5 protein-coding genes are annotated in these 5,581 nt (G+C 58.4%); 1 reads left to right on the forward strand and 4 read right to left on the reverse strand.

What is annotated here, in order from left to right; all coding sequences use genetic code 11:
* Positions 1-36: 36 nt before the first annotated feature.
* Complete coding sequence (locus ABYO54_RS13250; RefSeq protein WP_372808725.1) at positions 37-258, reverse strand: Nif11-like leader peptide family natural product precursor; 222 nt, start codon at positions 256-258, stop codon at positions 37-39.
* A 315-nt stretch (positions 259-573) separates the two neighbouring features.
* The gene (gene ilvC, locus ABYO54_RS13255; protein ID WP_372808726.1) at positions 574-2,046 is read right to left on the reverse strand and encodes a ketol-acid reductoisomerase; all 1,473 of its coding nucleotides are present in this window, start codon (positions 2,044-2,046) and stop codon (positions 574-576) included.
* A gap of 198 nt (positions 2,047-2,244) precedes the next feature.
* Between ilvC and ilvY the strand changes: the two genes are divergently transcribed.
* On the forward strand, positions 2,245-3,108 hold the full coding sequence (ilvY, locus tag ABYO54_RS13260; RefSeq protein ID WP_372808727.1) for an HTH-type transcriptional activator IlvY: 864 nt from the start codon (positions 2,245-2,247) through the stop codon (positions 3,106-3,108).
* 112 nt (positions 3,109-3,220) lie between these two features.
* Here ilvY and ABYO54_RS13265 read toward each other — a convergent pair whose 3' ends face one another.
* Both ABYO54_RS13265 and ABYO54_RS13270 read right to left on the reverse strand, forming a co-directional pair.
* Positions 3,221-3,562, reverse strand: a complete 342-nt coding sequence (locus tag ABYO54_RS13265) for a P-II family nitrogen regulator (RefSeq protein ID WP_372808728.1) — start codon at positions 3,560-3,562, stop codon at positions 3,221-3,223.
* 100 nt (positions 3,563-3,662) lie between these two features.
* Complete coding sequence (locus ABYO54_RS13270) at positions 3,663-5,051, reverse strand: ammonium transporter (RefSeq protein ID WP_407992504.1); 1,389 nt, start codon at positions 5,049-5,051, stop codon at positions 3,663-3,665.
* Positions 5,052-5,581: the final 530 nt, after the last annotated feature.

A 5,581-nucleotide genomic window follows, 5' to 3' on the forward strand; every position in this document is an offset into this window, starting at 1 on the left:
ACTGGAAGGGTTGAAAACCCTTCCAGCCCTGAAAAACTAATACCACCAAATGCCGCGCTTGCGCGGGTTGCCGAAGGAGGCAAAGTCGTCGCCCGATTCGCGCAGGACTTCGTCCAGCTCGGCTTCGGTAAAATCATAGCCTTCCTTGTTCGCTTCGGCCACGAAGGCCGACTTCGGTTCAAGCGTATCGTATTTGAGTCGCACGTCGTAGCTCTCGCCTCCGGCGATGAGCAGGCGCTCCACTTCTTTCTTTGCCATATTGTACTCCTTCTCGTTCTAGGTTCCCCGTCAAATGGGTCGCTCCCTTAAAACACGAGGTGTGCCATCTTTTCGCGACGCCGCAAAACCCTCATCCCGTACACCTTGCAGAAGACCTGGCAAAAACGGCGAATGGAAATAATTGTCGGAACGAACGGGGCGGACCGATCCCGTTGGCCGCAACCGGATGCCATTGGCCGAGTTGCACGAAATGCGACATTTATTTCCGGCAAGGGAGCCCCCCAACAAAAAACGCCCCTCCGTTTCGGGAGAGGCGTCTTGTGCGGGACAGGCCTGGAAGCCCGCCGCGCTTGCTTACAGCGCTTTCATGTTCTGCATGGCCGCGCGCAGTTCTTCGCCGATGATTTCGACTTCGTGGTAGCGGATGTCGGCATTGACGGCAACGAGCGTCTTGTTGTCGACCGCGTTGTCGGTCAGCGTAAGGCCCTTGCCGATGACGTCGGTGTCGATCTTGGACATGAAGTCCTTGAGCAGCGGAACGCAGGCGTGCGCGAACAGATAGCAACCGTATTCCGCGGTGTCGGAAATGATGCGGTTCATCTCGAACAGCTTCTTGCGGGCAATCGTGTTGGCGATCAGCGGCGTTTCATGCAGGGATTCGTAGTAGGCGGATTCCGGCTTGATGCCGACGTTCACCATCTCTTCGAAGGCCAGCTCCACCCCGGCCTTCACCATGGCCACCATCAGGATCGCCTTGTCGAAATATTCCTGCTCCGTGATTTCGGCATCGGTCGCCGGCGTTTTTTCGAATTCGGATTCGCCGGTTTCGGCCCGCCAGGTCAGCAGCTTCACGTCGTCGTTGGCCCAGTCTTCCATCATCAGGCGGGAAAATTCGCCGGTAATGATGTCGTCCATGTGCTTCTCAAACAGGGGGCGCATGATGATCTTGAGCTCGTCGGCCAGATCGAACGCCTTGATCTTCGCCGGGTTGGACAGGCGGTCCATCATGTTGGTGATGCCGCCCTGCTTGAGGGCTTCGGTGATGGTTTCCCAGCCATACTGGATCAGCTTGACCGCCCAGCCTTTGTCGATGCCGTTTTGGGCCATCTTGTCGAAGCAGAGCAGTGCGCCGGCCTGGAGCATGCCGCAGAGGATGGTCTGCTCGCCCATGAGGTCGGACTTCACTTCGGCCACGAAAGAGGATTCCAGGACGCCGGCGTGGTGGCCGCCCTGTGCAACGCAGAGGGCCTTGGCAATTTCGAGGCCGTCGCCGTTCGGATCGTTTTCGCGATGGCAGGCGATCAGCGTCGGAACGCCGAAGCCGCGCTTGTACTCTTCGCGCACTTCGGATCCCGGCGACTTCGGGGCCACCATGATGACGGTCAGGTCGCTGCGGATGATGGTGCCTTCTTCGACGATGTTGAAGCCGTGCGCGTAGCAGAAGGTGGCGCCTTTTTTCATTAGCGGCACCACGGTTTCGACCACATTGGTGTGCTGCTTGTCGGGCGCGAGGTTCATCACGATGTCCGCCGTCGGAAGCATCTCCTCGTAAGTGCCGACCTGGAAGCCGTTTTCGGAGGCGTTGAGGAAGGACTGGCGCTTTTCGGCGATCGCGGCGGCGCGCAGCGTGTAGGAAACGTCGAGGCCGCTATCGCGCATGTTCAGGCCCTGGTTGAGGCCCTGGGCTCCGCAACCGACGATAACGATTTTCTTGCCTTTGGCGTATTCGCAGCCGTTGGCGAATTCGGAGGCATCCATGAAACGGCAGGTGCCGAGTTCTTCGAGCTTCAGCTTCATGCCGAGCGTATTGAAATAGTTCTGACCCATTCTCTTGCTCCTGTTGGTTAGTTCAAAGAGCGGCAACCTACGCCAAATCGGACGTTGCGTAAATTGAATTGTTTGCGATACTACGTTGCGAATTTCGAAACCAACAAACGGGATCCGTGTTCGGAATCACGGCTCACGGCTCACGCCTCACTTTTCACGCCTCACTTTTCACGCGTCACGGCCCAAAGGTTACCCACCATGGACATTCAAGCACTGCAAACCTTCGTCAGGACCGCCGAGCTACGGCATTTCGGCAAAGCGAGCCGCGTGTGCAACCTGAGCCCGTCGGCACTGACGCGCACCATCCAGCGGCTGGAGGAAGAGGTGGGCCAACCGTTGTTCCTGCGCGACAACCGCAGCGTTGCGCTGACGCCCGCCGGCCGCAAGCTGCTGGTCTTTGCCCGGGGCGCCGTGGAGGATTGGCGGCAATTCCAGGAATCGTTGACCCCCGGGGAAACCGTTTCCGGTGCGCTTTCGCTTTATGCCTCCATCACCGCCGTCTACAGCCTGCTGCCGGAGCTGCTCGAATCGTACCGGAAAACCTATCCCGACGTGCAGCTCGAACTCCGCACCGGAGCGGCGGAAAAGGCCATTGAACAACTGCTTAGCGGCGAGATCGACCTCGCCGTGGCCGCGCTGCCCGACCAGAACCGCGGCCGGATCGTCTTCATGCCGCTGGCCGAAACCCCGCTCGTCTTCATTGCTCCCAAAACCCCCGGCTTCGAGGTTCCATCGAAGTTCATGGGAACCGAACCGTTGGTCGTTCCGCAGTCCGGCACCGCCCGGCAGCGGCTCGATGCCTGGTTCCGCGCCAAGGGACTTGTCCCGAACATTGCCTCCGAGGTTTCCGGCAACGAGGCGCTGATCGCGATGGTGCGGCTTGGCACGGGCATCGGGGTTGTCCCGCAGCTGGTGCTTGAGCGCAGCCCGTTCCGCAACGAGGTCGAGCTGATGGATCCGGCGCCGGAACTCGACCCCTACGTCGTCGGCCTTTGTTCGAGCAAGCGCAACCTGAAGCGCCCGGCCGTCAAGGCGATGTGGGAGCTGGCGGAAAAACTCTGATTCTGGCGGGCGCGCGGCCCTTTTCTCAACAAAAAGGCCCGCCCGTCTCACGACGGTCGGGCACATCGCACCCTGAGAGAGGCAGGGTGCTAGGAGGAGAGAGAAGTGGTGTTTAGCCGATGGCGTCGGCGCCTTTTTCGCCGGTGCGGATGCGGATGCACTGCGGCAGGTCGAGAACGAAGATCTTGCCGTCCCCGATGTTGCCCGTGCGCGCACCCTTGATGATCGCATTGGTGGTGGCTTCGACGAACTCGTCGTTGACGCCGATCTCGATGCGCACCTTCTTGAGCAGGTTCACTTCGATGTCCGCGCCGCGGTAGGTTTCGTGATAGCCCTTCTGCTGCCCGCAGCCCATGGCGTTGGTGACGGACATCTTGTAAACCTCGGCATCGTAGAGCGCCTGCTTCACCTCGTTGAGGGCTTCCGGCTGGATGTATGCAATAATCAGTTTCATGAGAAAGTTCCTTTCTAATTTTACAGTGGTTAAGTTTTAGGTGTTAAGCATTGAGCTCCTGCCATTCCAGCGTGCTTAACACCTTCAACTTAAGACTCCCTTACACATTCGTGAAGAACTGGAATCCGGGATAGGCTTCCATTCCATGCTCGCCGAGGTCGAGCCCCTTGAGCTCCTCTTCCTTGCTGACGCGGATACCGAGCGTCTTTTTCAGCACGAAGAAGATGACGAAGGCCGCCGGGAAGCAAGCCGCCGCGTAGGACACGATACCGAGCAACTGGGTTCCGATGGAAATCGTGTAGCCCAGATCCGCGCCAGTTGCCGTGGTGGTCGCCCCGTTGGCAAAGATGCCCACAAACAGGGTGCCGAGGACGCCGCAGACCAGGTGAACCGTGGTGGCGCCGACCGGGTCGTCGAGCCGCAGGCGATCAAACATCATGACGGATACCACGGCCAAGGCTCCGCAGATGAGTCCAATGATGACCGAAGCCGAAACGGAAACCACATCGGCCCCGGCGGTAATGCCGACCAAGCCGGCGAGACAGCCGTTGAGCACCATCGTCAAGTCGGGATGCTTCTGAACCGTCCATGACATCGCCATCGAACCCATGATGCCGGCGGCGGCGGCAAGCGAGGTGGTTACGAGCACATAGGAAACGCCGCCCGGATCGGCCGAAAGCACGGAACCGCCATTGAAGCCGAACCAGCCCAACCACAGCAGGAATACGCCGATGGTCAGCAGCGGCATGTTGTGGCCCATAATGGCCTTGGTCTTGCCGTTGACATATTTGCCCAGGCGCGGCCCAAGCAGGATGATGCCGGCCAGTGCGCCCCATCCGCCGACGGAGTGTACCAACGTCGAACCGGCGAAATCGTGAAAGCCCTTGGCGGCCAGCCAACCGGCGCCCCATTTCCAGGAACCCACCCAAGGATATACCAGCGCAACGTAGATCGTGGAGAAGAGCAGAAACGGTCCAAGTTTAATGCGCCCGGCAACCGCACCCGAAACAATGGTGGCGGCCGTGGCGGCGAACATGCCCTGGAACAGGAAATCGGTCCAATAGGTATAGCCCGGATTATAGGCGCTGGTCAACCCGCCCTCCGGACAGCTGACCCCGAATCCGGCAAATCCGAAAATTCCATTCCAATCCACGCCCATTTCGCCCGGGTACATCAGATTGAAACCGATCAGCGCATAGGTCAGCAGGCCAATCGCCGGAATGGCGGTGTTTTTAAACAGAATGTTCACCGAGTTTTTTGCGCGGGTCAGGCCGGTTTCGACCATCGCAAAGCCCAAGTGCATGATAAACACCAGGAAGGTGGCAACCATCATCCACGTGTTGTTGACCGTGAACATGGCGCTATCGGCAGCTGCCATTGCGTCCGTCGCCGTTACTTCGGCAACCGCGTCCTGCGCCATCGAAGCCATCGGCAGGCCGACGGCGCACAGCGCGAAAGCGAACAGCGCGAATTTCGTTAATTTTTTCATTCAGCATCCTCTGTAGTTATTCATTTCCTAACAACCCACTCGTGGGTAATATGAACAACCCATTGCAAAAGGTATGCCATCGGATTTGTCGCATTGCTATCCCCTCTCGCCAATAGGGTTACGCAACACGGACCCGCAAATCCAATAACGACAATTTTGACGCATTTGTCCGGATTTTGGCGCTGATTACATTTTTGTCGCCTCGATGGCGCCATGATTCCGGCTCGTCGGAAAAGCCCCCGGAAGCCCGTGAAACGGCGCGACGCCCCTCAAACGTGGCGCCGGCATCCCTGCTCGGCCTTGGCCCATGAAACCTAAACCATGTTTTTCTTTCCGGACAGCGCTTAGCGAACCGCTAATTTCTGCATCCGCATTCAGGTAAAAAATGGAGGGTCTTCCGCTGAATCTGTGGGTAAAAACAAATGATTAACGCACCGGACAACTTATCTGTAATGTGTTGTCGACGAAAACGACACTACACAGAAGAGGTATACCCGGTGCGAATTCAGACCCTACTCAACAAGGTCCAC

Origin of the sequence: Pontiella sp. (genome assembly GCF_041622395.1) — a bacterium.
GTDB lineage: Bacteria > Verrucomicrobiota > Kiritimatiellia > Kiritimatiellales > Pontiellaceae > Pontiella.

What these genes read in the sequence shown, in the direction of transcription:
- ABYO54_RS13270 (WP_407992504.1), bottom strand. Translation starts at nt 5,051, where the DNA reads ATGAAAAAATTAACGAAATTCGCGCTGTTCGCTTTCGCGCTGTGCGCC.
- ilvC (WP_372808726.1), bottom strand. Translation starts at nt 2,046, where the DNA reads ATGGGTCAGAACTATTTCAATACGCTCGGCATGAAGCTGAAGCTCGAA.
- ABYO54_RS13265 (WP_372808728.1), bottom strand. Translation starts at nt 3,562, where the DNA reads ATGAAACTGATTATTGCATACATCCAGCCGGAAGCCCTCAACGAGGTG.
- ABYO54_RS13250 (WP_372808725.1), bottom strand. Translation starts at nt 258, where the DNA reads ATGGCAAAGAAAGAAGTGGAGCGCCTGCTCATCGCCGGAGGCGAGAGC.
- ilvY (WP_372808727.1), top strand. Translation starts at nt 2,245, where the DNA reads ATGGACATTCAAGCACTGCAAACCTTCGTCAGGACCGCCGAGCTACGG.